Origin of the sequence: Dyadobacter subterraneus, from assembly GCF_015221875.1 — a bacterium.
GTDB lineage: Bacteria > Bacteroidota > Bacteroidia > Cytophagales > Spirosomataceae > Dyadobacter > Dyadobacter subterraneus.
Map to the genome: position 1 here is coordinate 1,100,350 of NZ_JACYGY010000002.1, position 24,151 is coordinate 1,124,500.

General features: G+C 40.5%; 23 protein-coding genes. 9 read left to right on the forward strand and 14 right to left on the reverse strand.

Annotated features, from left to right (window positions below; all coding sequences use genetic code 11):
* Nucleotides 1-55 precede the first annotated feature (55 nt).
* From IEE83_RS30125 to IEE83_RS30145, 5 genes are all read left to right on the forward strand, one after another.
* Nucleotides 56-1,936: an ABC-F family ATP-binding cassette domain-containing protein gene (locus IEE83_RS30125; RefSeq protein WP_194124422.1), complete on the forward strand. Its 1,881-nt coding sequence runs from the start codon at nt 56-58 to the stop codon at nt 1,934-1,936.
* Between the two features lie 27 nt (nt 1,937-1,963).
* Nucleotides 1,964-2,281, forward strand: a complete 318-nt coding sequence (locus IEE83_RS30130) for a nucleotidyltransferase domain-containing protein (protein WP_194124423.1) — start codon at nt 1,964-1,966, stop codon at nt 2,279-2,281.
* 145 nt (nt 2,282-2,426) lie between these two features.
* Nucleotides 2,427-2,666 carry a hypothetical protein gene (locus tag IEE83_RS30135; protein ID WP_194124424.1) on the forward strand — a complete coding sequence of 80 codons (240 nt, stop codon included), beginning with the start codon at nt 2,427-2,429 and terminating at the stop codon, nt 2,664-2,666.
* 6 nt (nt 2,667-2,672) lie between these two features.
* Nucleotides 2,673-3,308, forward strand: a complete 636-nt coding sequence (locus tag IEE83_RS30140) for a DedA family protein (RefSeq protein ID WP_194124425.1) — start codon at nt 2,673-2,675, stop codon at nt 3,306-3,308.
* 34 nt (nt 3,309-3,342) lie between these two features.
* Nucleotides 3,343-3,567 carry a hypothetical protein gene (locus IEE83_RS30145; RefSeq protein WP_194124426.1) on the forward strand — a complete coding sequence of 75 codons (225 nt, stop codon included), beginning with the start codon at nt 3,343-3,345 and terminating at the stop codon, nt 3,565-3,567.
* A gap of 6 nt (nt 3,568-3,573) precedes the next feature.
* Here the strand turns inward: IEE83_RS30145 and IEE83_RS30150 are convergent, their stop codons facing one another.
* Nucleotides 3,574-4,092, reverse strand: coding sequence for a gamma carbonic anhydrase family protein (locus tag IEE83_RS30150; protein ID WP_194124427.1), 519 nt, complete (start codon nt 4,090-4,092; stop codon nt 3,574-3,576).
* Between the two features lie 132 nt (nt 4,093-4,224).
* Here IEE83_RS30150 and IEE83_RS30155 point away from each other — a divergent pair, with 132 nt between their 5' ends.
* Complete coding sequence (locus IEE83_RS30155) at nt 4,225-4,785, forward strand: YqgE/AlgH family protein (RefSeq protein WP_194124428.1); 561 nt, start codon at nt 4,225-4,227, stop codon at nt 4,783-4,785.
* A gap of 97 nt (nt 4,786-4,882) precedes the next feature.
* On the opposite strand, the gene IEE83_RS30160 is transcribed toward IEE83_RS30155, so the two are convergent.
* Nucleotides 4,883-5,104 (reverse strand): hypothetical protein, encoded by a 222-nt coding sequence (locus IEE83_RS30160; protein ID WP_194124429.1) that lies wholly within the window; start codon nt 5,102-5,104, stop codon nt 4,883-4,885.
* A gap of 174 nt (nt 5,105-5,278) precedes the next feature.
* On the opposite strand from IEE83_RS30160, the gene IEE83_RS30165 reads away from it, so the two are divergent.
* The 3 genes from IEE83_RS30165 (at nt 5,279) to gcvP (ending at nt 9,878) form a co-directional block, all read left to right on the forward strand.
* Nucleotides 5,279-6,547 (forward strand): metallophosphoesterase, encoded by a 1,269-nt coding sequence (locus tag IEE83_RS30165; RefSeq protein ID WP_194124430.1) that lies wholly within the window; start codon nt 5,279-5,281, stop codon nt 6,545-6,547.
* 105 nt (nt 6,548-6,652) lie between these two features.
* Complete coding sequence (locus IEE83_RS30170; protein WP_194124431.1) at nt 6,653-6,859, forward strand: hypothetical protein; 207 nt, start codon at nt 6,653-6,655, stop codon at nt 6,857-6,859.
* A 130-nt stretch (nt 6,860-6,989) separates the two neighbouring features.
* Complete coding sequence (gene gcvP / locus IEE83_RS30175; protein ID WP_194124432.1) at nt 6,990-9,878, forward strand: aminomethyl-transferring glycine dehydrogenase; 2,889 nt, start codon at nt 6,990-6,992, stop codon at nt 9,876-9,878.
* 335 nt (nt 9,879-10,213) lie between these two features.
* On the opposite strand, the gene IEE83_RS30180 is transcribed toward gcvP, so the two are convergent.
* The 12 genes from IEE83_RS30180 to IEE83_RS30235 all read right to left on the reverse strand — a co-directional run bounded on the left by IEE83_RS30180 (nt 10,214) and on the right by IEE83_RS30235 (nt 24,148).
* Nucleotides 10,214-10,732 (reverse strand): NADH-quinone oxidoreductase subunit J family protein, encoded by a 519-nt coding sequence (locus IEE83_RS30180; protein WP_194124433.1) that lies wholly within the window; start codon nt 10,730-10,732, stop codon nt 10,214-10,216.
* Nucleotides 10,733-10,768: 36 nt separating this feature from the next.
* On the reverse strand, nt 10,769-11,362 hold the full coding sequence (locus tag IEE83_RS30185) for a NuoI/complex I 23 kDa subunit family protein (RefSeq protein ID WP_194124434.1): 594 nt from the start codon (nt 11,360-11,362) through the stop codon (nt 10,769-10,771).
* 21 nt (nt 11,363-11,383) lie between these two features.
* Nucleotides 11,384-12,463 (reverse strand): NADH-quinone oxidoreductase subunit NuoH, encoded by a 1,080-nt coding sequence (gene nuoH, locus IEE83_RS30190; protein WP_194124435.1) that lies wholly within the window; start codon nt 12,461-12,463, stop codon nt 11,384-11,386.
* Between the two features lie 35 nt (nt 12,464-12,498).
* Complete coding sequence (locus IEE83_RS30195; protein WP_194124436.1) at nt 12,499-13,617, reverse strand: NADH-quinone oxidoreductase subunit G; 1,119 nt, start codon at nt 13,615-13,617, stop codon at nt 12,499-12,501.
* Nucleotides 13,618-13,716: 99 nt separating this feature from the next.
* Complete coding sequence (nuoF, locus tag IEE83_RS30200; RefSeq protein WP_194124437.1) at nt 13,717-15,054, reverse strand: NADH-quinone oxidoreductase subunit NuoF; 1,338 nt, start codon at nt 15,052-15,054, stop codon at nt 13,717-13,719.
* Nucleotides 15,055-15,087: 33 nt separating this feature from the next.
* Nucleotides 15,088-15,585 carry an NADH-quinone oxidoreductase subunit NuoE gene (gene nuoE / locus IEE83_RS30205; RefSeq protein ID WP_194124438.1) on the reverse strand — a complete coding sequence of 166 codons (498 nt, stop codon included), beginning with the start codon at nt 15,583-15,585 and terminating at the stop codon, nt 15,088-15,090.
* 41 nt (nt 15,586-15,626) lie between these two features.
* Complete coding sequence (gene nuoD / locus IEE83_RS30210; protein ID WP_194124439.1) at nt 15,627-16,853, reverse strand: NADH dehydrogenase (quinone) subunit D; 1,227 nt, start codon at nt 16,851-16,853, stop codon at nt 15,627-15,629.
* A 23-nt stretch (nt 16,854-16,876) separates the two neighbouring features.
* Nucleotides 16,877-17,377 (reverse strand): NADH-quinone oxidoreductase subunit C, encoded by a 501-nt coding sequence (locus tag IEE83_RS30215; protein WP_194124440.1) that lies wholly within the window; start codon nt 17,375-17,377, stop codon nt 16,877-16,879.
* 6 nt (nt 17,378-17,383) lie between these two features.
* A complete protein-coding gene (locus IEE83_RS30220; protein WP_137338216.1) occupies nt 17,384-17,926 on the reverse strand; it encodes an NADH-quinone oxidoreductase subunit B in 543 nt (180 codons plus the stop codon).
* Between the two features lie 27 nt (nt 17,927-17,953).
* Complete coding sequence (locus IEE83_RS30225; protein ID WP_194124441.1) at nt 17,954-18,328, reverse strand: NADH-quinone oxidoreductase subunit A; 375 nt, start codon at nt 18,326-18,328, stop codon at nt 17,954-17,956.
* A gap of 195 nt (nt 18,329-18,523) precedes the next feature.
* Nucleotides 18,524-20,638 (reverse strand): sialate O-acetylesterase, encoded by a 2,115-nt coding sequence (locus tag IEE83_RS30230; protein WP_194124442.1) that lies wholly within the window; start codon nt 20,636-20,638, stop codon nt 18,524-18,526.
* A gap of 324 nt (nt 20,639-20,962) precedes the next feature.
* A complete protein-coding gene (locus IEE83_RS30235) occupies nt 20,963-24,148 on the reverse strand; it encodes a T9SS type A sorting domain-containing protein (RefSeq protein WP_194124443.1) in 3,186 nt (1,061 codons plus the stop codon).
* Between the last annotated feature and the right edge of the window lie 3 nt (nt 24,149-24,151).

The window sequence follows — 24,151 nt, forward strand, 5'->3', positions numbered from 1 at the left end:
CTTTCTTCTTTAATATCTATCCTACCTTTGTAGTAATTGAATCCAAAATTTACCTATGAATTACCTTTCAGCAGAAAATATTGCGAAGTCATTTGGAGACCGGTGGCTTTTTAAAAATATCAGTTTCGGGATTAGTCGCGGTGATAAAGTGGCACTTATCGGAACAAACGGTACTGGAAAAACGACGTTCCTAAATATTTTGACGGGCAAAATTCCCCCACAAGAAGGATCGGTTAGTCTTCGGAAGGATATTCGCGTGGGATATCTTGATCAGAGTCCGTCTTTTGATCCTGCGCTCCCGGTTTTGGAAGTTATCTTTTCATCAAACAATCCTGTTGCAATTGCTGTAAAGAAATACGAACATGCTATTGAGACGGACGACCATGATGCCTTGGCGACAGCCATGGAAGATATGGACACGTACAAGGCCTGGGATTTTGAGTACAAAGCGAAAGAGGTTTTGGGAAGATTGGGAATCCATGACACCGAAAATTTGTACGGAAATTTGTCCGGTGGACAGAAAAAACGTGTAGCGCTTGCCAAAATCTTATTGGAAGATCCTGAGTTGCTAATTCTGGATGAGCCAACCAACCATTTGGATCTTGATACGGTTGAATGGCTTGAAAAATATTTGAATACACAAAATACTACGCTTCTGGTTGTAACCCACGACAGGTATTTCCTTGACACGGTTTGTAACCAGGTTCTGGAACTTGATCATGGTTCGGCCTATGCATACAAGGGAAATTATTCTTATTTCCTTGAAAAGAAAGCAGAAAGGGAAGAAGTAGAGGCAGCAGGAATTGACAAGGCAAGGAACCTGATGCGTAAGGAATTGGACTGGATCAGACGTCAGCCGAAAGCGCGTGGTACAAAAGCAAAATACCGGGTGGATGCTTTTGAAGAACTAAAAGAGAAAGCAAGCCAGAAAAAATTCGATACACAGATGGAGCTTAACGTACGCACAGCGCGTTTGGGAAGCAAGATCATTGAAATGGAAAATGTCAGCAAAGGATTTGGTGATCGTCAGCTGATCAAAAACTTTGAATATACATTCCGCAAAGGTGACCGAATCGGGATTGTTGGTCAGAATGGTATGGGGAAATCCACTTTGCTGAACATGATTACCGGCGAACTGGAACCTGACAGCGGACAAATTGTAAAAGGTGAAACAGTTCAGTTTGGTTATTACAAACAAACGGATCTGGTTTTTGATGAAACCCAACGGGTTATTGATATTGTTAAAGATGTCGCGGAAGTTGTACAGCTTGGAACGGGTGAAACAGTTACGGTTGGCCATTTGTTGCAGGCGTTTTTATTTTCTCCATCAAAACAGTATGATTTTATTGCGAAGTTGAGTGGAGGAGAAAAGAAGAGACTTCAGCTTCTTCTGACATTAATAAAACAGCCAAACTTCCTGATTCTGGATGAGCCAACGAATGATTTGGACATTGCGAGTTTGAATGTGCTGGAAGAATTCTTAATGAATTTCCCGGGTTGTATTATGATCGTATCACACGACAGGTACTTCCTGGATCGTTTGGTTGAACATATTTTTGTTTTTGAAGGAGAAGGAAGAATCAGCGATTTCCCTGGAAATTATACGGAGCTTCGTGAATATCAGGATGAGCAGGAAGCGGAAAAGAAAAGTTTGGCTTCCGGAAAAAGTAATGTGCAAGCGCCGGCTCCTGTTAAAGAAGTAGTAGCAGCACCAGCAGTTCCAAAGAAAAAATTAAGTTTTAAAGAACAGCGCGAGCTGGAAACATTAGAAAGTGAAATGGCTTCATTGGAAAAGAAAAAAGCGCAATTGCTTGAAAAATTGGAAAATGGCGGCTCTCATGTGGAAGTTACTTCCTGGGCAATGCAAATTGAAGAAATAACACAGACACAATCTGACAAAGAAATGCGCTGGCTGGAACTGTCGGAAAATGTTTAATTTTGAAAAAGATAATCAGCGATTGTCATGAATATCAAAACGGTTTCAAAAGAATTTAAAGATGAGATGAAAACTTTGTATGGTGACTTGCTGTACAAAGTGATTTTGTTCGGTTCATTTGCCAGAAATGACTTTCGTGATGATTCTGATGTTGATTTCCTGGTTGTTTTAAATAAGGATGAAGTTCGTCCCTTAACTGAAATATCAAAAATTTCCCCTGTATTGGGGGAATTTTTAAGCCATTACCATAAGGTATTTAGTGTTGTTCCAACAAGTAGGAGAAAATTTGAAGATAGCACGATGCCACTTTTTCGAAATATTCGTTCAGAGGGAATTGAAATATGAGTGATATTAATTCAATCATACCAAAAGCTGAGAATAATATTGATAATGCGGTTAATAATCTGGAAGGGGGCCTTTATTCTGCGACTGTCAACGTTATTACTATGTGCTCTAGTATTGCTTGATAGCTCTTTTAGAAACTAAAAATGTGTCTTCAAAATCACACAAAGGAGCGCATATAAAGTTTAATGAATTATTCATTTTTACTAGGGAGTTTACAAAAGAAATGAATACAATTTTGGTAGCAACATTTAATCAGCGTCAAATGGGTGATTATGATATCGATTCTGAAATTAATAATGAAGAAGCCTTGGAAACATTAAATAAAGCCCGCCATTTCGTTAATACAGTTATCCATTATCTTAAAAATAATGGATACTTAGAGTAAAACCCTATGAATTCAATTGTAGAATTTTTCCAGTACCTGCTCAATTCGGAAGAGTTAATCCGGACCGGCGGCTTGCTTGTTATTACTTTTATTGTCTTTGCAGAAAACGGACTTTTCTTTGCGTTTTTTCTTCCGGGAGATTATCTGGTATTTCTGGCAGGCGTTTTTTGCGGAACAGGTATTTTGCAGGTACCAATAGGAATTTTATTGTTGTGTATGTTTGCTGCGGCTGTTCTGGGTTCATTTACAGGATATATCTTCGGGAAATATTTTGGTGATATGTTTGAAAACAGACCAGATTCTTTCTTCTTCAAGAAAAAACACTTGGAAACTACCCGGAAATATTTTGATAAATATGGCAGCCGGACGTTAATTGTAAGCCGGTTTTTACCAATAGTCAGGACTTTTGCACCGATTCTGGCCGGCGTTGCGAAAATGTCATTTCCTGCTTTTCTGTTGAATAATGTAATCGGTGGAGCAGTCTGGATTGGTGCGCTTACCGGTGGCGGATTTTTATTTGGTGAGCGTTTTCCGTGGATTGTTGACTACGTTCACTATATCATTTTGTTCTTTTTAGCAATTACGACTTTCACCGTAATCAAAGGATATTTTAATGCGAGAAAGGGAATGGTTGAGGAGTAGAACTTTTTTAATTGAGTATTAAAAAAGACACACTATGAAAATTTATTATAACAAGAAACAGCGCAATTTCAACATTGGTTTATCTGTTATACTGACATTAGGCTTAATGGCAATTCACGGCCGGGAAAGTTTCAATCCAAACACTTATTGGTTTTGGGCAACTCTTGTTCAAGCGTTTTTTCTGACCGCCTTAACGGGAACAATATCTTTTAAAAAAACAGACAGTAATCCTGACCTCCTTATCGGAAAAGAAGATTAAGTTTATTTACTCTTCCTCCTTAAACCAACCCGAATAAGTAATATAATTATTCGCCGTTCTGTCGATAATTGCTCCCAAATCAGGAGAAACATCTTTCAAATATTTTGCTGGATTTCCAGCATAAATTGTTCCCGGCGGCACTTTTGTATTTTGTGTAACAATAGCTCCGGCAGCAATAATGGAACCTGTTCCAATCACTGCGCCATCCATCACTATCGATCCCATTCCAATTAAGACATGATCCTCAATGATGCAGCCATGTACAATTGCATTGTGCGCGATAGAAACATAATCCCCGATATAGGTACCATTTTTTTGATAGGTACAATGAATGACCGCCCCATCCTGAACATTGGAATACTTGCCAATCCGGATGCTGTTAACATCACCACGCACCACCGCATTAAACCAAATGGTACAGTGTTCGCCCATCACAACATCTCCAACGACGGAGGCATTTTCTGCCAGCCAGCAATTTTCTCCAAACTCAGGATGATTTCCGCGAACCGATCTGATCAGTGCCATATTTAAATGATTATATATTCGTTTTTCTAATTAAAATTCCCTTTTTTCGTTAATCAACGAGAATATAAAACTTGGGTAATGTTACTTAAAAATAAATATATTTCGTTTTTTAATTAATTAAATTAACAGAATATGGCCATGACAGAAAATCTATCTAAAGGTTCCCTATTGATTGCCAAGCCCTATTTGGGAGATCCAAATTTTGAGCGTGGCGTTATTCTGTTATGTGAATACAACGGACAAGGAAGTTTTGGTTTTGTACTTAACCAGGTGACAGACTTGTACTTGGGAGATGTGCTGGATGATACTATTTATCAGGATATTCCTTTGCATTTAGGCGGGCCGGTTGAAAAGAATACGCTTCATTTTATCCACCGCAAACCGGATTTAATTTCCGGAGGAGCCGAAATTATGCCCAATGTTTTTTGGGGCGGCGATTTCGATCAGGTGAAAACGCTGTTAAATATTAATTCTTTGAAGGCGGATGATGTCCGGTTTTTTATCGGTTATTCAGGATGGAGTGGGGGACAAATTGAAGACGAGCTTTCTCAGAATTCCTGGATTATCACCCAAACGACTTCTGATTTTCTGTTTACGACGCCTCCGGCAAATTTCTGGCGTGAAATTCTCAAAAATATGGGCGGAGAATACCGTTCGATTGCACATTATCCCATTGACCCTAATCTAAATTAATAAGCTAAGCAAAAGATTAGTTTATATTTTTTGATTTACAATGTGCAATCATCTTGTGTTCATCAACCCTAAACGCTAATGGCCCATGGCAAGATAATTAATTAGGACTATTCAATCCATGAATAGATTCATAATCGGACTTCACGCGAGCCGTTTCACTAATGAGAAATTTTTGAAGCTGCTCGTTAAAAACAGTTTTATCTTCCTCCGAAAGTGACGCATAAAGATCTTTCAATTCCTGATTAATAGCGGCGCGTTCTTCTCCGGATGCAGCGTTCATAGAACGGATGTGGAAACGTTTGAAATCGAAATCAGGCATAATAGAAATTTTTGTTAAGGTCCAAAATTACAAAATTTCACCTTTGAGATGAACATGCCTGCCGTTTAGCACTGAATTTTTCCTTAGAAACTTTTTCTTTGAAGAAAGTTTTCTGTTGCTGAACGAGAAAAAGATAACGGGTGTTAATTGTCACATATATACTCTTTTGACTGGATGAACCGTACTCTTTTTTTTATATTATTTACAGTCGTACTATTTGGTATGGACTGGTATGTCTGGCAGGCTTTACGTTTTGTAATCCGGAATCTTTCCCAGCCGACACAAAGATGGATTACTCTCGCTTACTGGGGATTTACGTCTTTAACTTTATTTGCATATGTGGTCATGCAGTTTCTTCCTGCTGATTTTTTCAACCGAATTACCAGAACTTTTATCATCGCAGGAATCGCGATTCCTTATCTTTCCAAATTACTGGTTGTTTTCTTTTTGTTGATAGATGATGTCCGCCGCTTGCTTCAATGGATTGTCAGTTATTTTATTCCATCGGTTGCGCCAGTTGCTCCCGTAAATCCGGCAAATTCTGTTGAGCGAGGTATTCCGCGTTCACAATTTTTGGAAACTACTGCTTTGGTTGCAGGAACTGCCTTAATGGGCACTTTTGTATTCGGGATTTTATCAGGGGCGCATGATTACCGGATTCGCCGGGTAAAAGTGGTGCTGAAAAATCTTCCAAAAGCATTTCACGGAATGAAAATTGCGCAGCTTTCTGACATTCACTCAGGTAGTTTTTTCAATAAAACCGCAGTAAAAGGTGGTGTGGAGATGTTGTTGAGAGAAAAGCCGGACATTGCATTTTTTACAGGCGATTTAGTCAATGACCGCGCCGTTGAAGTAAAAGATTACATCAACATTTTTGAAAAAGTAAAAGCTCCACTTGGTGTGCACTCAACGTTAGGTAATCATGACTATGGCGATTACTATCAATGGGGATCTCAGCAGGAAAAAAATCAGAATCTTGCAAATCTTAAAAAGGCGCATGAATTGTTGGGCTGGAATCTGATGCTTGATGAAAACCGGGCGATTCGTGTGGATAATGAAGAAATCGGATTAATTGGAATCCAGAACTGGGGTGCCGGAAATTTTGCCAAATATGGTAATCTTGAAAAAGCTTATCAGGGAGCAGAAGATTATCCGGTAAAAATATTACTTTCCCATGATCCAAGTCATTGGCGTGCACAGGTACTTCCAAAATATAACGATATCGATTTAGCATTTGCTGGTCACACACATGGTATGCAGTTTGGTGTTGAAGTGGCAGGAATTAAATGGAGTCCTGTTCAATATCGTTACAAGGAGTGGGCAGGTTTGTATACCGAAAATAATCAGCATTTATATGTTAACCGTGGATTTGGCTACCTGGGGTATCCGGGACGTGTTGGTATTTTGCCCGAAATTACGACCATTGAGTTGGTAAGAGGCTAAGGAATTAAGATCTTTGTTAATCAGTATTTTAAAGTGCAGATTAACATACTTACAAGACATATAAAGTCGTTGAATATTCAGGTACGGGGTTAAATTTATAGAGTTATGAAAAAATTTGTTGCATTATTTCTTCTGTCGGGATTTCTTTTAGGCTTTTCTGGTGTTCAGGAAGTGAACGCTGCTCCCAAGCATGTTAAATCAGAAATGTTTTCTAACAACAGGAAGAAAAACAGAGGATATCAAAAGCCGAAATCCAAAAAAATCCTGGGAATATTCAAGCGCAAAACAGACTGCGGTTGTCCAAAACACTGAAAAGAAAAATTTATTGATTATTGAACATATTCAAGAGTAAGCATTCCCGACAATCTCTCTGAGATTTGCACGGATTTGCTTACTTTTGTATTTTATAACCAACTATATAACGGTCTCGTTAGCCCAAATAATGAAAATCAATCTTCGAAGCCAGGATAAATTCGAAAACCGTCATCACGGTAAGAATGAGCAGGAATTACAGGAAATGTTGCGCACGGTTGGAGCATCTTCTCTGGATGAATTGATAGCACAAACGCTTCCGGCAGCGATTCGTCTGCAAAAGCCTTTGAATTTGCCGAATCCAAAATCTGAAAAAGATTTTTTGGACGGAATCAAGAAACTGGCTCGTAAAAATGCGATCCTGAAAACCTATATCGGAACAGGATATTACGATACGATCACGCCAAATGTTATTTTAAGAAATATTCTTGAAAACCCGGCCTGGTATACAGCTTATACGCCTTACCAAGCGGAAATTGCTCAGGGAAGATTGGAAATGCTTCTGAATTTCCAGACGGTAATTACTGATCTCACGGGGATGGAAATTGCAAATGCTTCTCTTCTGGATGAAGCAACAGCAGCGGCAGAAGCAATGACAATGCTTCACAGCTTACGTCCTGGCGCAAAGAAAAAAGCAGATACCTTCTTCGTTTCTGAACTTTGCCACCCACAAACGATTGATTTAATTTACACAAGAGCTAATCCGATTGGAATTAAAGTTGTTGTTGGAAACCACGCAACCGTAGATTTGACAGATGAAAATCTATATGGTGTTTTGGTACAATATCCTGCTACCAATGGAGAAGTTATTGACTATACTGATTTTATAGCGGCTGCGCATGATGTTAACATAACCGTTGCCGTTGCAGCTGATTTGTTAGCACTGACATTATTGAAATCGCCAGGTGAAATGGGTGCTGACGTTGTTGTTGGTTCTTCGCAGCGTTTTGGTGTTCCAATGGGTTATGGTGGTCCTCACGCGGCATTTTTTGCTACAAAAGATGCTTTCAAACGTCAGATTCCGGGTCGTATCATTGGTGTATCTGTTGATGCAGAAGGAAATCGTGCTTTGAGAATGGCACTTCAAACGCGTGAACAGCATATCCGTCGTGAAAAAGCTACTTCTAATATTTGTACTGCACAGGTTTTGTTGGCAGTAATTGCGGGAGCATATAGCGTTTATCACGGTCCGGAAGGAATTAAAAATATTGCTTCCAGAGTTCATGGGCTGACAAGATTGTTTGTTGATACAATCAAGAAATTCCATTACGACGTAGCAACAACAAATTATTTTGATACTGTTACGATTAAAACACCACTTTCAAGCAAGCTAAGAGAAAACGCTTTGAAATGGGGAATTAACTTGCGTTATAATAAAGATGAAAGTGTTAGTGTTTCCTTTGATGAGGCCAAAACTTTTGATGATGTTATAGCGCTTTTAAACCTGTTTGCAGAAGTTTCTGGATTCCAGGGAGAAATGGTAATTGATGAAGAAACGGATTTCAATATTCCTGAAAATCTTGTTCGTACTACTTCTTACCTGACACATCCGGTTTTCAGTTCTTATCATACAGAACATGAAATGCTTCGTTATTTGAAATCACTTGAAAACAAAGATCTTTCTTTAGTTCATTCAATGATTTCTTTGGGAAGCTGTACCATGAAATTAAATGCAACGGCTGAAATGATTCCATTGACCTGGCCGGAATTTGGTTCTTTGCATCCATTTGTTCCTGCTAATCAGGCTTTGGGTTATGGCCAATTAGTAGCGGAATTAAGCGCTTGGCTATGCGAAATCACTGGTTTCGCTGCAATGTCCATGCAGCCAAATTCGGGAGCACAGGGTGAATATGCCGGATTAATGGCTATTCGTGGTTACCATGAAAGCAGAGGCGATCATCACCGTAATGTTGCCTTGATTCCTTCTTCTGCACATGGAACAAACCCTGCATCGGCTGTAATGGCGGGTATGAAAGTGGTTGTTACAAAATGTGACGAACGCGGAAATATTGATGTTGCTGATTTGAAAGCGAGAGCTGAACAATATAAGGACGAGTTGTCTTGTCTGTTGGTAACATATCCTTCAACACACGGTGTTTACGAAGAAAGTATTATTGAAATCTGTTCAATGATCCATTCATTTGGCGGACAGGTTTATATGGATGGTGCAAATATGAATGCACAAGTTGGTTTGACAAGTCCCGCTTCAATTGGAGCTGACGTTTGCCACTTGAACCTGCATAAAACATTCTGTATTCCTCACGGAGGTGGTGGACCAGGTGTTGGACCGATCGGCGTTGGAGAGCATCTTATTCCATTCCTTCCAGGTCACGTGAATTTGGGTAAACAATCTGAGCATTTAACAGCTGGACAGGCAGGAGCAGTTTCTGCTGCACCTTATGGTAGTGCAAGTATTCTTACTATTTCATATGCATATATCGCAATGATGGGTGGAGAAGGACTTACAAATGCTACCAAGTACGCGATTTTGAACGCTAATTATATCAAGGAACGTCTTGCAGGACATTACGAAGTTCTTTATACAGGAACAAACGGACGTTGTGCACATGAGATGATCCTGGATTGTCGTCCGTTTAAAGCGGCCGGTGTTGAGGCGGAGGATTTGGCAAAACGCTTAATGGATTACGGTTTCCATGCACCGACATTATCTTTCCCGGTTGCTGGTACTTTAATGATTGAGCCAACGGAATCTGAATCGAAAGCGGAATTGGATCGTTTTTGTGATACAATGATTGCGATCAGAAATGAAGTGCGTGAAGTGGAAGAAGGTATTGCGGATAAAACAGATAACGTTCTTAAAAATGCGCCGCACACATCACGCGTTGTACTTGCAGATGTTTGGGAACATGCTTACGGTCGCGAGAAAGCTGCTTTCCCATTGCCTCATTTACGTTTCAATAAATTTTGGCCAAGTGTTAGTCGTGTAGACAGCGCTTTTGGAGATAGAAATCTGATTTGTTCTTGTATTCCGGTTGAGGCTTATGCTGAGGTGGAGTAGGAGATAGCACCAGTTAATATAATTTATAAAAGGAGCGATTTCGAAAGAGATTGCTCCTTTTGTTGTTTTGCTCCTTTGGAGCATCCTGTTTATATCAAATCATTTAGATGCTCGTTCTTGGCTCCATAGGAGCCTCCTCGTTCAAACTATAAAATAGGAAACTCTTACAGAGTTCAAACCCAGACATTGAAAACTTTCTTCTATAAACAGGATGCTCTAACGAGCGGTTCTGGTTTATAATTAATTTTATCCAATAATATAAACCCCTAAAACAAAAAAAAGCGAATCAGTAACGATTCGCTTTCTATAAAATAATGAATATATCTTGAAATCAACTAGAAGTGTCTTTCTCCAATTTCTCTCTTACCCAACATCACTGCACCAACCATTGCCACTAAAAGCAAGATAGAAGCTAATTCAAAAGGAAGTAAATATTCGCGGAAAAGAAGCTTTCCAAGACTTTCAATCATACCAACCTGAGAATCGAATGTATTTGGATCTGCCGGGGCGATGATTGTTTTACGATAAGCGCCGAAAAGAATTACGAAAACGGTTCCTCCAACAATCGCTGCTGCAATTTTTGTCAGACTGTTTTTTGCTTCCTCGTGAATATCCTTAACGTTAAGGAACATGATCACAAAAAGGAACAATACCATGATTGCTCCCGCATAAACGATAATATTTACTGCGGCAAGGAATTGGGCATTCAATAAAATATAATGTCCTGAAAGCGTAAAAAAAGTCAGGATAAGATAAAGCACACTGTGGATAGGGTTTTTTGACAGGATGACCATCAAAGCACTAAGCACAGTTAAAAAAGACAAAAAATAAAAAAATGATAGCGTCGGATTCATAATATTTTTGAATTGCTGATTCAGTATTTTCGAAAATCAGGGAATAGCTCTTGGAACAACGTTGGTAACTTCACCATTTGCTCTTTTTCTGTCCAGAATATGAGCTTCTTCTTTTGTCCAAGCTTCACGGGTATAACGATTGTTCATATCTTCTACCAATAAATCTTTTCCCCAGATCACCTGATTACGATCATTAAAAACAGGAATAAACTCATCATGACGCAAATATACCGCTTGTTTCGGACAAGCTTCTTCACACAGACCGCAGAAAATACAACGCAGCATATTTACTTCATAAACCGCAGCGTATTTTTCTTCTCTGTAAAGTGTTTCTTCGCCTTTTTCACGTTCAGCCGCGACCATGGAAATTGCTTCTGCCGGACATGCAACTGCGCATAATCCGCAGGCAGTACAACGTTCACGTCCGTCTTCGTCTCTTTTAAGTATATGTCTTCCACGGAAAACAGGTCCTAAATACCGTTTTACCTCAGGATATTGAATCGTTACTTTCTTAGCGAAAAAGTGCTTTAAGGTAATCGCAAGACCAGTCGCAATAGCGGGTAGGTAGGCGCGTTCCATCAGCGTCATTTCTTTATTGCTTACTTGCTTAGAGCGATTTGTCAATTGCATGGCAATAGGGATTTTTGTTACTTAGTTCAACAGAGCAGTAATGTATGGCTTCAAGAAAAGCACACTTGCTCCGGTGATAATAATGTTAAAGATAGCCAATGGAATCAGTTTTTTCCAACCTAAGTTCATCAATTGGTCATAACGGAAACGTGGAAGTGTCCATCTAACCCACATGTAGAAAAAGATAAAGAATAAAGCTTTTCCAAAGAATACGCCTGTACCGATCAAGGTAGCAATATTGTGGCCTGTTGTTGTACCTAATGCTGCTGTCAATTGGTTGTATACCCAATCCATTCCAGGATAATTGTATCCGCCAAAATAAAGTACAGAAATAATAGCCGAAGATACGAACATGTTGATATACTCTGCGAACAGGTAAAATCCAAGTTTCATACTTCCATATTCCGTATGGTATCCACCTACAAGCTCCGTTTCGCATTCTGGCAAATCGAAAGGAACGCGGTTACATTCAGCGAAAGAACAGGTTAAGAAAATGATGAAACCCAACGGCTGGTAAAAAATATTCCAGTTTCCACCATGTTGCTGAGCAACAATATCACCAAGAGATAAAGAACTGCTCATCATCAAAATAGCGATCAGGGAAAGCCCCATTGCTACCTCATAACTAATATTTTGAGAAGCTGCACGAATTGCACCAAGTAGTGAAAACTTGTTGTTTGATGCCCAGCCACCAATCATAATTCCATAAACGCCCAAGGCGACAACGCCAAAAACGTAAAGAATACCAATGTTCGATTCAACACCCTGAAGAACAACTTCAACGCCGCCGTAACGGAAAGTACTGCCAAAAGGGATTACCGCACTGGCAAGTAAAGCGGTTAACATCGCTAAACTTGGTCCGGAAATAAATAACCATTTGTTAGCAAGTGCAGGAATAAAATCTTCTTTGAAGAACATTTTTCCGGCATCAGCCAAAGGTTGTAATAATCCACCCGGCCCCGCTCTGTTTGGTCCCATCCGGTCCTGGATAAAACCAGCCACTTTACGCTCTCCCCAGGTCGAGTACATAGCGATAAGTAGTGTTAAAACAAAAACAACCAGGATTGTTAAAGTCTTGATAATAAACTCAGTTAATTCCATTTTTTTACTTTACAGTTAAATAGTAATGTCAGAAATTAATTTCTGTTACCTGTTAATAGCGAACGATGATTTGCCTTATCGTTATTCTCTATGCTTTGATGGCGAACAGTTTCGATATCTGTGGTGTATTCGCGTTCGTCGTCAATTGGTTTAAACTGCGTTGCAGCAAGTTTAAGAGAGAAATCAGGTTTTGCGATAAGATCTTTACGATACTTATTAGCAGAAATAACAGAACTGCGTTTCACTTTCGTTGGTCCTTCAATAACCCAGTCGCTGGTTTTCTTACGTTCAAAACGGCATTTGTTGCAAATGAACTCGTTAACTTCACCCCACATATTTTTGCGGGCTGTCACGCGGATCACTTCGTCACCACGGTACCAAAGTGTAACTTTTCCACTGCATTTGTCGCAATCGCAATGTGCATCTTCCGGTTTTGAGAACCAAACACGACTTTTGAAACGGTACGTTTTATCAGTCAAAGCACCTACCGGGCAAACATCGATAACATTTCCGGAGAAATCATTATCAATTGCTTTTTCAATATAAGTACTGATTTCCGAAGCATCCCCACGATTCATAACCCCGTGAACACGTTTGTTGGTAATCTGATCAGCGGTGTAAACACAACGATAGCACAAAATGCAACGCGTCATGTGAAGCTGCACAAAAGGACCAATATCTATTTTGTCAAAAGTTCTGCGGTCTTCTTCGTAGCGTGTTTTTACAGATCCATGCTCAAAAGAGAAATCCTGAAGATGACATTCGCCAGCCTGGTCACAAACCGGACAGTCAAGCGGATGGTTAATCAAAAGGAATTCAACAATGCTTTTACGTGTATCAAGAACAGCCGGATTCGTTGTATTTTCAACGATCATACCTTCCTGAACCTGTGTAATACATGACGGAACAAGCTTAGGCATCGGACGCGGATCTTTTGCAGAACCAGCTGCAACACGAACTAAACAAGCACGGCATTTACCTCCCGATGTAGGAAGTGGTTTGTAATAACACATGGCAGGTGGTACCAAATGTCCCTGGCTCTCATCTGCTTCGGCAATTTTACGTGCCGCCTGCATGATGGTAGTTCCCGGTTCCACTTCGACTTCAATGCCGTCGAAAGTTATTTTTATTAACTGAGGTTTTACTTCTTCCATATCAAGACTTCAATAATCGTCTTAGTTACTTAAATCTATATATCCAATCCCGTTTTAAAGAATAATAAAACAGGATATTTGGTATTTAACCTCTTGAAATCAGGCTAATACAGCACCCATAAATACAGCGCCTGGTTGGGTCGCTTCTTTCGGGCTGTTAATATGCCATTCAAATTCCTCACGGAAATGACGGATTGCGCTGGCAATTGGCCAGGCAGCTGCATCACCTAACGGACAAATTGTATTTCCTTCAATTTTTTTGGCAACATCAACAAGCAGATCTATATCATGCATGCTTCCGTGACCATGTTCAATACGGTGAAGAACTTTCTCCATCCAGCCAGTACCTTCACGACAAGGACTGCACTGTCCGCATGATTCGTGGTGATAAAAACGAGAGAAGTTCCAGGTATTACGAACAATACAAGCTGTTTCATCAAAAACAATAAAACCGCCTGATCCTAACATTGTTCCGGTTGCAAAACCACCATCCGATAAAGATTCATAACTCATCAAGCGATCTTCACCAGCTGCTGTTTTTGTAATCAAATGTGCAGGTAAAATAGGTACTGAAGAACCTCCCGCAACCAATGCTTTCAGGTAATGTCCTTTACGGATACCACCACAATATTCATCTGAGTTAAGGAATTCGTCAACGCTAAGACCTAACTCAATTTCATAAACGCCTGGTTTCTGAATATGTCCGGAAGCTGAAATAAGTTTCGTTCCTGTACTTCTTCCAATTCCGATTGCCGCATAAGCATCACCACCATTGTTAATAACCCAAGGCATATTGGCAATGGATTCAACATTATTAACTACGGTTGGGCTTTGGTATAACCCTTTCACCGCAGGAAATGGTGGCTTATTACGAGGGTTTCCTCTTTTACCTTCCAAAGATTCAAGCAGAGCAGTTTCTTCACCACAAATGTAAGCACCGCCACCTGGCTGTACTACAAGTTCAAGATCATAACCGCTTCCTAATATATTTTTACCCAAAAAACCATTTGCTTTCGCTTCTTCAATAGCTTTTTCAAGGATTCTGATTACATACATAAGTTCACCACGTACGTATATAAAAGACTTGTTCGCTCCCAAAGCGTAGCTGGAAACGATCATTCCTTCAATAAGTAAGTGAGGAATTGATTTCATCAGGTGGTGATCTTTAAAAGTACCAGGCTCTGATTCATCTGCATTACAAACTAAATAACGGGGAATACCTTCCGGTTTTGCCAAAAAGCCCCATTTCATTCCCATTGGAAATCCAGCACCACCACGTCCACGTATCCCGGATTTCTTCGCTTCTTCCACAACCTCTTCCGAGGACATGGTTTTTATCGCTTTTTCAACAGCAGCATAACCGCCTTGTTTGCGATATACCTCAAAGGTTTCAATACCTGGAACATTGATATGCTCTGTCAATATTTTTCTAGCCATTTTCAGGGTAATATTTTCAGCTTATAAAAAGGCTTATTTACTCAATTCTTCAATGATCTCGTCAACACGTTCGCGGGTCAGGTTCATGTAGAATTTCTCACGAATCTGGAAAACCGGTCCCCAGCCGCAAGCTGCAAGACATTCTACTTCTTTGATTGTGAAAAGACCATCAGCAGTAGTCTGGCCAGCCTGAATGCCCAGTTTTTGTTTTAGATAATCATATATTTCTTCCCCACCCATCAGGCAGCAAGGGCCTGTACGGCAATATTCAATCACATGTTTTCCAACCGGATCAAGGTGATACATTGTATAAAATGTAGCTACCTCATAAACTTCAACCGGCTCGATACTCAATATTTCGGCCACATGATCCATTACCTCACTGCTTACCCATCCCCATTGTTCCTGGGCAATATGTAAAACAGGAAGCAAGGCCGATTTTTGGCGGCCTTCAGGATAACGTGCAATAACTTCTTTTACTTTCGCAAGTCGTTCCGGGGTAAACGCAACGGGATTTGGTGTTTCAGTCATTTCTAATGCGATCTTTTGAAAATCAAATAATCAATCTGATTTTATGCGTCCAACTCTCCTGCAATAACATTCAGGCTACTCATGGTTAGAATAGCATCTGAAAGCGTGCTTCCTTTGCACATTTCAGGATAGGCCTGATAATATATAAAACTCGGGCGACGGAAATGCAGACGATACGGGGCTCTGCCTCCATCGCTGATCAGATAAAATCCAAGTTCTCCGTTTCCGCCTTCCACAGCGTGATAAACTTCTCCGATTGGCGCATCTATTTCTCCCATTACAATTTTGAAATGGTAAATAAGTGCCTCCATATTGCTGTAAACTTCCTTTTTAGGGGGTAAATAATACTCAGGGGTATCAGCGAAATAAGGTCCTTCCGGAAGGTTTTCCAAAGCCTGTTCAATAATTTTCAGACTCTGCCACATTTCTTCCATCCGTACATTGTAGCGATCAAAAGTATCGCCGCTTTGTCCTACCGGAATGCTGAAATCGAAATCTTCGTAAGAGGAATATGGCTCCATTACACGAACATCGTAGTCCAAACCGGCTGCACGTAAGTTTGGCCCGGTAAAGCCATAGGATAGTGCGCGTTCCAGAGAGATTGGTCCAACATTAATAACCCGGTCCATAAAAATACGGTTACGGCTCATCAATTTGTCAAACTCGCTCAAAACAGGAGGAAAGCTTTTAATAAATTCACGGATTTTACGAATGGCTGTGCTTGACAAATCACGCTCCATACCACCGATACGTCCCATGTTTGTTGTTAAACGTGCCCCACAAACTTCTTCGTAGATTTCGTAAATATCCTCACGTTTTTGCATTACGTAAAGGAATCCGGAGAAAGCACCCGAATCCACACCCAGGATACTGTTACAGATCAAATGGTCCGAAATACGGGCAAGTTCCATCATGATCACGCGAATGTATTGCGCACGTTTTGGAACCTGGATTTGCAGAAATTTTTCCATCGTCATATGCCATCCAAAATTATTGATTGGCGACGAGCAATAATTCATGCGGTCAGTAAGTGTTGTCAGCTGATAGTACGGGCGTCTTTCAGCAATTTTTTCGAAAGCTCTGTGAATATAACCAATGGTCTGCTCTCCGGAAACGATCTTTTCACCATCCATTTGCAGGATATTCTGAAAAATTCCGTGGGTTGCCGGGTGGGTAGGACCAAGGTTTAGGGTTGTAAGTTCCTCGATCAATTCAGGCAATTCTGATTGAGAAGGAACATTATGCGGTAATAATTCGATATCTGCCATAGCTTACTCTTTTCCTGATAGGGTCATCGACCAAAAAGCGCATCAATTTTATCTTCACGTGTAGCATCTTCAAGCGCGTATTGTTTACGCATCGGGAAATAATCCATTTCCTCAATGTTCAGAATACGTACCAGATTTGGATGTCCGTCAAAAAGAATTCCGAAGAAGTCATACGTTTCACGCTCCATCCAGTTTGCGCTGGCATAAAGAACCGTCGCGGTTGGAATATGAATATCAGCTTCTGCGATAAATACTTTGATACGGATTCTGAAATTATGAATAAAGCTATGCGCGTGATAAACCACAGCAAACTCACGGTCAGTATTGTCAGGATAGTGAACACCTGTAATATCTGTAAGAAAGTTAATCTGAAAGTTTTTATGCTTATTCAAAAATTCAAGAACAGGGATAATTTCTTCCCGGGTTGTAGAGAGCGTCAGTAGTCCATAAGGCTCTTCAAAGTCAAAAACCTGATCACCAAATTTCCCCAATAGCTCTTCGGCTACTTCCTGATTGCTTAGCATAGGTAATTATTGAATATTATAGGATGCTAATAATTCCTGGTATTCGTCGGTATTTCTGCGACGAAGTTTTTCGTTTTGGGCCAGTTTCTGAATGCCCATCAATCCGTCAATGATTTGTTCAGGACGTGGAGGGCAGCCAGGAACATAGATATCAACCGGAATAATACGGTCAATTCCCTGCAAAACGCTGTAGGTATCAAAAATTCCACCGCTGGATGCACAGGCGCCCACGGCTAAAACCCAACGTGGTTCTGCCATCTGAAGATAAACCTGCTTAACAACAGGAGCCATTTTTTTAGCAATGGTTCCCATTACCATAAGCAAATCGGCCTGGCGTGGAGAAAAACTTGGACGTTCCGATCCGAAACGTGATATATCGTAATGAGCACCCATGGTAGCCATGAATTCAATACCACAGCAAGATGTTGCAAATGGTAATGGCCATAATGAATAACTCCGGGCAAGACCAATGGCTTCATCAAATGAAGTTGCAAAAAATCCTGATCCGCTATGTCCTTGCGGTGCTTCCGCTATTGTTACTTCTTTCATAACCTTCTGATTACAATAATTTATAATCTAATCTTCCCAATTCAAAACACCTTTACGGATAATGTAATAAAATCCGGAAAGAAGTAATACCATGAATAACAACATTTCTACGAACCCAAACATTCCCAATTGTTTAAAATTGACAGCCCAAGGATACATAAAAATTACTTCCACGTCAAAAAGCACAAAAAGAATAGCCACTAAAAAGTACTTTACCGAAATAGGAGTCCGTGCATCACCAACCGATTCAATTCCGCATTCGAAAGGATCATCTTTCAATTTGCTTTTACGACTTGGACCAATTAAGTGTGTCACAATCATCGTACCGCCAATGAAACCGGCTGCCAGAAGAAACTGAACAATAATGGGTAAATAGTCCGAAGGAAGATAGTTATTATTCATTGATTTTTAATTTCAATTGTGTTCTGCTATCAGCAATCTGAAAGATTGCAAATTGGGAAACCTTTATTACTGTCAAAATTAGCCTTTGCAAATTTATCAATCAAATTCTTTACTTTTTCTTTTACCAAATTAGTATCATACTAAATAAGCTCCGATCACCCGGAGCTTATTTAGTAAATATTTAAGAAAAAATATTTATTTAATCATAATTTGCTTAGTCAGATCAACATCTTCGTTTTTTACACGAATGACATATTTACCGGTGGAAAGATTTTTAACCTGAATTCTTACACGGCTTGTTAAATCCTGTTTTTGCGAAATCACAATCCTGCCTGAAATGTCATAAACAGTGATTTCCGCATTTTTCATATTGTCGCGTGATTCAATATAAAGTTCATCAACCAATCCCGGATTCGGGAAAATAACGACATCATTTTTATCATTGGTTACAATTTCTTCAGAGTCAGAAAATGCAGAGTAGCAAGTCAATGAATTACTGCCCAATGTGTATGTGACTTTTGCCCGTGCTGCATATTTACCAGAGGTATCAGTTTTAATGATATTGGAATGGCTCAGTAAAATTTTCTCACCTCTTTTCCAATCATATTGCTCATTAAGGCCAGCTTGCGAAACAGAAGCCATAATTGTGAAAGGCCCTGATTTTGTAATGGTTGGCTTCGGAATTGCCGGGCGAATAATCAATGATGCCGCCGCTGAATTGTCAGATTTACAGCCAAAAACGTTTTGGCTATTCACGATAAAAGTTCCAGCCTCAGATACCGCATACGTCGAACCTGTTGAAAGTACGGTACTATTTCCTTGCTTATACCAGCTGTAAGCATCATTTCCATTGACTGAAAAAGTAAATGCTGAATCCGCACAAGCTTGTTGCGACCCCGATTGTACAATGGTCGGTGTTATAGGTTTAATGGATGATTCAATAACCAGTTTTTGGCTATGAACTATATTTCCTGACGCATCTTTAACCAACGCGCTGTATTCCCCAGGACTTGTTACTGTCAAAGTTCGTCCGGTCGAGCCTCCCGGTAACCAGGAATAAGAAGAATACCCTTCCGGCAAACTCAATATAAGTGAAGTGTTATTTGGCGCACAAGCGCTTGTCAAAACTGGAACGGGTGCAAGCGCAAGCGGACTTACAGTAGCAAAGAAATTAAGTGAAAGTACGTCATTCCATGCATTTCCCAGAATTGTAACACCGTTGGTTCCTGCAAAGTGAGTTCCATCAGCTCTTTGAGGAAATAATGGATCTGTTTCCGGGCCAGGATATGCAGAGCTGAAAATACGGTTAATCACAGCATTTTGTGCACCTATCACCGCCGGACTGGTAATTGATGCTCCCTGATCATTTGATATTCTTGAAGTACGTGCAATAACCCAGGTTATATTGCCGCCAATATCCGCACCAAGTTTGTCTATTAATGCCTGTAAACGCGTTCTGTAATCATCGTAGGTTGTTGCCAGCGGATAAGTATCTGTTTCTCCCTGCATCCATAGAATGGCACGTACACCAAATTCTTTACCATAATTTTGCATGGAAATTCTGAGGTTGCCGTATGGCATTTGCTCAGGGTAAATAAACCCAAAAGAATTTTGTGTTTTCAAGCCCTGGCTGCTTTCCTGCCAGTTTCTAATTGCTGTTCCCTCCCAGGCCGTGTTGATAAACAAAACAGGAACATTAAGTTTTTTGGTAAGTAAATCACCAAGAATACCCCAGCACCAGGCTCCTTTTCCTCTTGGACCCATGGTGACGATATTGGAATCAACTTTCTTGAAAATCGGATAAGGTGGATTGGTAAGTGCATTTACCGAGTTGTCCTGATCAATATAATTTACCCTGTCGTCCGTTGCAGGCGGACTGGTGTAATCGATTCCCTGCGCATTTGACTGGCCTGAAATAATAAAAACTTCACCAACGCCCATTCGGGAAACTACGGATGAAACGCCAACCAGTTTGCCGCCTTTAGAACCTCTTACTTCTAACGTGTACCATCCTCCCAAAAGGCGGATCATCCCACTGAAAACTCCTCCGGTAGGATTATTCTGTAAAACTGCCCAGGCTGTTTCAACACCTTGTCCGGCCAAAACAGGCACAGCGTGTATTTCAATTTTATCAACCGGAGCTGTATAATTTCCTGTTACCGAAACAGTAGCCTGCCCGTTTATTTCACGCTGATAAACGGCTCTTTCTACTGGTGAAGTAATTTTAATTTGGGCACTTAACCCTAACGGAATTAAAGTAAGAAACAGCCAGGCCCGAAGAAAATAAGAGGTAAAAAATTTATCAAGCATTAGTATATGTTTAAGAATTATTCCTGTGTACAAATTTGTAAATAGTGTGAGCCTTAGGCTGAAATTCTGGCAAATTTAAAATATTAGTTTGGGTTTTGAAGTACTTCTTTTATCGTCGGGGCCATTTATTCGATATTGTAATAAAAAACGAAGGATTTTGAATATTAACTATCAAGATATCAAAATTTCTCCACTCATAAAAACGTATGGACCGAATGGTACATCCCATCAAAAACGTATTTCAGATCGCTAAATTACATCAAAATAAATAAAAAAAGAGAACAGAAAGCTGCCTTTCTGTTCTCTTTTGTAACTGATCAGTTCTTACCGATTAATCATTATTTTTTTCGCTTTTTTATAGTCATCCGACTGTATTGACAATATATAAGTCCCGTTTGCCATCGGTGACAGATTTATAAATCTTCGCTCATCGAAGTTTTGGGCCGGATAAGTCCGTAAAAGCCTGCCATTGAGATCATATATCTGAACGGTTGCATTTTTAAGATTGGCAATGGTTTCAATCGTAAATGATCCGTTATCACTTGGATTAGGATATACACTGACTTCTTCTCCGGAAGGATCCATGGTAAACAGGAAAGGATCAGAAAAGGCAGAGAAACATGTCAATACAGGACTGTAAATGACGGTGTTATTTACAACATACTGTCCCGTTTCAATAGCTTTCAAAGTTGCGCCGTTTTCCGGAAGATTGGTGCCGTTAAACTGCCATACGTGATTTCCGTCATTAATATTATTTTCTGCCAGCAAGGTGTAAGTTCCAATTTGCCGGATTTCAGGTTTGGAAGGTAAAGGTTTTACATCCACCAATACGGACGAAGAATAAGGTGAAAAACAGCCTTGGCTGTCTTTTACCCGGGCAGAATAACTTCCGGATTTGCTAACGGTCAAAGAACTGTTTGTCGTTCCGTTATTCCAGAAAAACGAGGTCCCGTTTGAAGCTCTGAGTGTTACCGCATCACCGTCACAAAATGAAGTCGGACCCAATGCCTGAATCAACGGAGCTGGCGGTAAAGCCAAAACCTGAACTCTTACAGCATCGGATGGATCAGAATAACAACTGAATTCATTAATCGTTTTAACAGAATAATCCCCGGACGTATTGGTTGTTATTACCTTTGAAGTCGCTCCTGTACTCCATACATATTTTGCTGCGTCATTGGCGCTAAGGCTTATACTTGCATCTGCACAGAATGTTGTTGGCCCGCTTGCTGTAATAGCAGGTTTTGGCGGAAGTGGATTTACAACCACTCTGATCGCAGGGCTTGGAGGTGACAAACATCCGTTGTCATCCTTTGCAGAAAGCGTATAACTTCCTGAATTCCGAATTTCCACCTCGCGGTTTGTTGCACCGTTGCTCCACTGGTATGCAAAAGATTCGCTGCCCCGAAGCGTGGTGTAATCACGGTCACAAAAAGTTGTGGGACGTAATGAAGCAATTGTCGGAGTTGCCGGCAGTGGATTTACTTTCGTTGTAACAACGTCAGAAGTAGATTCACAACCGTTGGAATCCTTTTGTTTCAGGCTGAAAGTTCCGGAAACGTTGACGGTTATAGATTTTGATGTCGAATTTGTATTCCAGGTATTTCCGTTGTCATAGCTGGATGTCATCGTTATATTTTCCCCTTCGCAAAGCAGCGGAGACCGATTTAATGAAATAACAGGCTTGGCTGGCAAAGCATTTACTTTCACCGTAACAGGATCAGAATCGGGCGACATGCAGCCGAAACTATCCTGAGCTTTTACCCTGTATTCTCCCGAAGACCTTACTGAAATCGTTGCATCATTCGATCCATTTGACCATATACTTTTAACCGTAGAGCTTGATTTAAGATTGACTGAACCTCCGTCACAAAACGTAAGTGCACTGGAGGCGGAAATACTTGGCTTGTCGGGAAGAGGCGAAGTTAAAACGTTAACCGCTACTTTCGCAGAAGTGGCCTGGCAACCATAGGCATTTCTTGTTGTAACAGAATATTCACCGGCTGTTGTAATATTGATCCGGTCAGCGGTTTGTCCGGTGTTCCATTGAATATTGGAAGAAGTATTGGCAATAAGCACTGCCGTATTTCCTTTACAAACAGGATTACTTCCTTCCAATGTAACGATTGGCTGGGCAGGTTGAATTGTTCCGTTAAGTCTTACTTCCGGTGAAAAAATAATGTTACTGTTTGCGTCACGCGCCTGTGCTCTGTAAGTACCGTTTCCAACCTGGATATTTCCGGCAGACTGTCCATTGCTCCAACGAAGGGACGAATACCCACTAGTATTTACAGCGAGATTCATATTGCCATTGCCAACACAGGATGCAGAAATCATTAAAGGGCTAACGCCTGTAAATGGCGTTGAACTTGCAAAAAAAGCATCATTAAGCTGGGTATTCCAGGCATTTGCGAGTTGATCGAGGCCGCTTCCTGTAAAATGGACTCCGTCAGGTCCTCCATCTCTTGGAATTTGTATTACATCTGTATTTGGGCCCGGGAAAACATTCGGGACAGTGGATATAACTTGTTTTTGACCATTTACAGCATTGGAATAAACGCCGGTTGTATTACTGTAAGATGTCTGGCTGACCATCCATGCCAGGTTTTTCCCTGATTCATTCCGGCTCGTTTCGATTACCGTTTTCAAATCAGCTGCATAAGAACTTGCGGATGTACCTGCAAAAGCTTCTGCTTCTCCCTGCAACCATAAAATGGCACGGATACCCGTAATCGGAACATAAGTCTGCATGACAGAACGAAGGTTTCCATAAGGAACTCCACTAATTGGATAAGGTGCACCATTATAAATATTATAGGCAGTACCATTTATACTTTCGCGCCAGTTTTTCACGGCAGAACCGGTCCAGGCACTATTGTAAAACAAAATCGGTACGCCAAGACGACTTGCAAGCAAATCGCCCAGTTTTCCCCATGACCATGCAAAATTGCCTCTTGGGGCAATGTAGGTATCCGAGTTTAAGTGAGAAAACTGTGGATATGATAAATCCGTATTTGGATTATTGGCATTATTTAAATTAACACAGTTCACCCGGTCGTCGCTGGCCCCGGAGCCTGTTGCTCCTTTTGAATCTTCAGGATTTATCTGTCCGGCATTTGACTGACCGCTAATCATAAAAACCTCTCCCACGCCAACCCTGTCAAGTGGGGGAGCAGTAACAACCTGATTCCCGTTCCAACCACGGATTTCCAGCTGGTACCAGCCTCCCGTTGCATTAATACTTCCGGAAAACACCCCACCCTGAAGGTTCGATTGTATCGGTGTCCAATTTGTTGAAGAACCACCATTGATGGCAACCAGTCTGGCTTCAACGCGGTCGATAATTTGTGTATAACTTCCTGCAATATAAATCGTTGCAGAGTTAAATTTGTCACGTTGAAATATAGCCCTGCTAGAAGGATACTCGATCGAGATTTGTGCTTCTGCTTTGAAAGAAGTTAAACAAACAATAATCCCCAGACAAGAAAAAAACTGTAAAAAGTGTTTCATGAA

Bases quoted from the DNA above. Each gene is read 5' to 3' on its own strand.
- nuoH (WP_194124435.1), bottom strand. From the start codon at position 12,463: ATGGAATTAACTGAGTTTATTATCAAGACTTTAACAATCCTGGTTGTT.
- IEE83_RS30195 (WP_194124436.1), bottom strand. From the start codon at position 13,617: ATGGAAGAAGTAAAACCTCAGTTAATAAAAATAACTTTCGACGGCATT.
- gcvP (WP_194124432.1), top strand. From the start codon at position 6,990: ATGAAAATCAATCTTCGAAGCCAGGATAAATTCGAAAACCGTCATCAC.
- IEE83_RS30170 (WP_194124431.1), top strand. From the start codon at position 6,653: ATGAAAAAATTTGTTGCATTATTTCTTCTGTCGGGATTTCTTTTAGGC.
- IEE83_RS30125 (WP_194124422.1), top strand. From the start codon at position 56: ATGAATTACCTTTCAGCAGAAAATATTGCGAAGTCATTTGGAGACCGG.
- IEE83_RS30145 (WP_194124426.1), top strand. From the start codon at position 3,343: ATGAAAATTTATTATAACAAGAAACAGCGCAATTTCAACATTGGTTTA.
- IEE83_RS30235 (WP_194124443.1), bottom strand. From the start codon at position 24,148: ATGAAACACTTTTTACAGTTTTTTTCTTGTCTGGGGATTATTGTTTGT.
- nuoE (WP_194124438.1), bottom strand. From the start codon at position 15,585: ATGACTGAAACACCAAATCCCGTTGCGTTTACCCCGGAACGACTTGCG.
- IEE83_RS30185 (WP_194124434.1), bottom strand. From the start codon at position 11,362: ATGCAATTGACAAATCGCTCTAAGCAAGTAAGCAATAAAGAAATGACG.
- nuoD (WP_194124439.1), bottom strand. From the start codon at position 16,853: ATGGCAGATATCGAATTATTACCGCATAATGTTCCTTCTCAATCAGAA.
- IEE83_RS30130 (WP_194124423.1), top strand. From the start codon at position 1,964: ATGAATATCAAAACGGTTTCAAAAGAATTTAAAGATGAGATGAAAACT.
- IEE83_RS30140 (WP_194124425.1), top strand. From the start codon at position 2,673: ATGAATTCAATTGTAGAATTTTTCCAGTACCTGCTCAATTCGGAAGAG.
- IEE83_RS30220 (WP_137338216.1), bottom strand. From the start codon at position 17,926: ATGAAAGAAGTAACAATAGCGGAAGCACCGCAAGGACATAGCGGATCA.
- IEE83_RS30155 (WP_194124428.1), top strand. From the start codon at position 4,225: ATGGCCATGACAGAAAATCTATCTAAAGGTTCCCTATTGATTGCCAAG.
- IEE83_RS30150 (WP_194124427.1), bottom strand. From the start codon at position 4,092: ATGGCACTGATCAGATCGGTTCGCGGAAATCATCCTGAGTTTGGAGAA.
- IEE83_RS30215 (WP_194124440.1), bottom strand. From the start codon at position 17,377: ATGCTAAGCAATCAGGAAGTAGCCGAAGAGCTATTGGGGAAATTTGGT.
- IEE83_RS30225 (WP_194124441.1), bottom strand. From the start codon at position 18,328: ATGAATAATAACTATCTTCCTTCGGACTATTTACCCATTATTGTTCAG.
- IEE83_RS30230 (WP_194124442.1), bottom strand. From the start codon at position 20,638: ATGCTTGATAAATTTTTTACCTCTTATTTTCTTCGGGCCTGGCTGTTT.
- IEE83_RS30160 (WP_194124429.1), bottom strand. From the start codon at position 5,104: ATGCCTGATTTCGATTTCAAACGTTTCCACATCCGTTCTATGAACGCT.
- IEE83_RS30165 (WP_194124430.1), top strand. From the start codon at position 5,279: ATGAACCGTACTCTTTTTTTTATATTATTTACAGTCGTACTATTTGGT.
- IEE83_RS30180 (WP_194124433.1), bottom strand. From the start codon at position 10,732: ATGAATCCGACGCTATCATTTTTTTATTTTTTGTCTTTTTTAACTGTG.
- nuoF (WP_194124437.1), bottom strand. From the start codon at position 15,054: ATGGCTAGAAAAATATTGACAGAGCATATCAATGTTCCAGGTATTGAA.